The 1,804-nt window shown below is 71.0% G+C and carries 3 protein-coding genes; all 3 read left to right on the top strand.

The features are described from left to right. Nucleotides 1-792: hypothetical protein (locus tag P1P75_RS41365; protein ID WP_319265171.1), on the top strand; the 792-nt coding region annotated here is incomplete at its 5' end. Next, entirely contained in the window at nt 789-1,439 is a 651-nt protein-coding gene (locus P1P75_RS41360; protein ID WP_319265169.1) for a hypothetical protein, read from the top strand. The genes P1P75_RS41365 and P1P75_RS41360, both read left to right, overlap by 4 nt. A gap of 12 nt (nt 1,440-1,451) precedes the next feature. After that, nucleotides 1,452-1,804, top strand: a 353-nt coding sequence (locus P1P75_RS41355) for a hypothetical protein (RefSeq protein WP_319265166.1), incomplete at its 3' end; no start/stop codon positions are given.

Here is a 1,804-nt window from a genome sequence, read left to right as displayed (position 1 = left end):
GCTGACACCACCCCCTCCCCCGCCAAGGACTCCATGCACCACCACGAAGACCCCGAGCGCCTCGCCTCCTTCGCAGACGTTCTCGCAGGTGAACTCCCCGGTACCTGGCGCAGCACCCACCACCCCGCCAAGGACCAGGAGGCTCTTGCCGAGCTGGCCGACCGCGTCTGGGACCTGGACCTCGTCGCCGAATCCCTCGCCGCGCACCCGTTGCGCCAGGCGGCCGTCCTGTCCCGTCCGGACGGCGCCCAGCTGGTCATTCTCGACCGGCACGACGAGCGCGACGGCTTCCTCATCGCCGCCGTTGCACCGCGCGGCCTACCCGACGAGGCGTACCGCGGCGTGCCCGAGCCCAATGGCATCGCGGTGACCGACGATCCGTTCCTCGCCGCAGAACAGGTCGCCGGTGACCTGCTCGCCCGCTACGACACCGCCCTGGCCCGCGTCCGCCTCAACGCCATGGACGACATCGTGCCCTCGCAGCCGGACCGGGTCGTGCTGACCTGGCAGCCGGACGGCAGCCTCGCCGCCGCCCCGGTCGGGGATACAGCCGCGAACGTGCTGGCCGCCAACGGCTTCGTCATGCAAGAGCAGACCGGCGTGTACCGGCTCTCCGGCGACGACACCTACAAGCAGGCGCGTGCCGTCCGCGCAACCGGCCAGCAGCTGCGCGCCCACGGCATCGGCACCGCACTCCAGCACCCCTCCGGCCGGATCGCCCCCACTGCCACGGCGCCGGCAGCCCCGCCGGCCCCGACGGCGTCCCGGGCGTCGGCGGCCCGGACGCGATGAGGGAGGTCGAGCCCGACTTCGATGTCCTGGAGTACGTCACCATCGCCAAGGACGCGCGAAGCGGACTGGTCGTCGCCCTGGGCGGCACCGAGCAAGCCGCCGCTCTCCTGCAGCGAGCCAGCTTCCTCGATCACCCCGGCCCCCGCGGCACGTACCACCGTCTTCCCCATGGTCTTCCCGCCGCCGAACAGCGTCGGAAAGCCACGGCCGCATCGCACGCCCTGCTGAGCGGCGGATACAGCGTTCACCTCGACCCAGCTTTGAACGCCCTCGCCGTACCCGACGCCGGCCGGGAGGCCGCACTGCGGGACGTCGCTGAGCTGGCCCAACAGGGCACTCGTGCCTCAAGCGGCGAGGAGAGGGCTGCCCTCCTGACCGAGATCGCCGCACCCGCCGAGGGACTTCTGCCGCTCATCCGGCAGGCCATAGCGGTCGCCTGCTTGTGGTCCCTGCAGCCCGGCGCCAGTGGCGCAAACCTGGAACCGGCTGCGCAGCTCGGGAGTGCGGCTGATGCGCTCTCGCGAGCCGCCGACCAGATCCTCCGCGTCCGAAACGACGTCGCCCGCATGCCCACCCAACCGGGTCAGGCCGTGAGGACGCACAGCCCAGCACAGCGTCCTGTCGCTCCCGTATCCCGCAACCGCTGAAACAGGAGAGTCATGGGCAACCGTGCCGACGAGTACGGCACCGACGTCGAGATCTACCGCAGATGGCTGAATCCCACCATCTACGTCGAGACGCCGACCGGCGCGCCCGCGAAGCTACGCGACCAGCTCGACCAACTGGGCTTCGAACGACACCAGTTCCCCACCCCGGAGCCCGTCTACATCTGGCACGAGGTGCCCGCACACCTCGACAGCGCCGAGCAGCAGCGCCTGGCGACCCGCGCCATCCCCACCCTCCTGCTGGCCGGATACAAGGTCAACTGCACACCCAGGTGTTCGACCAGGCCGCCTACCAGCAGGCACTGCACGACATCCGCTCCGGCACCTCCCGCCAGACCACCCACCCG

This window comes from Streptomyces sp. ID05-39B (assembly GCF_033794725.1).
GTDB classification, from domain to species: Bacteria; Actinomycetota; Actinomycetes; order Streptomycetales; family Streptomycetaceae; genus Streptomyces; species Streptomyces bobili.
The sequence above is the reverse complement of the archived record's forward strand: the minus strand, read 5'-3'. Positions and strand labels throughout refer to the sequence as shown.

Excerpts from the sequence above, each read along its gene's own strand:
- P1P75_RS41360 (WP_319265169.1), top strand. The coding sequence starts at position 789 with ATGAGGGAGGTCGAGCCCGACTTCGATGTCCTGGAGTACGTCACCATC.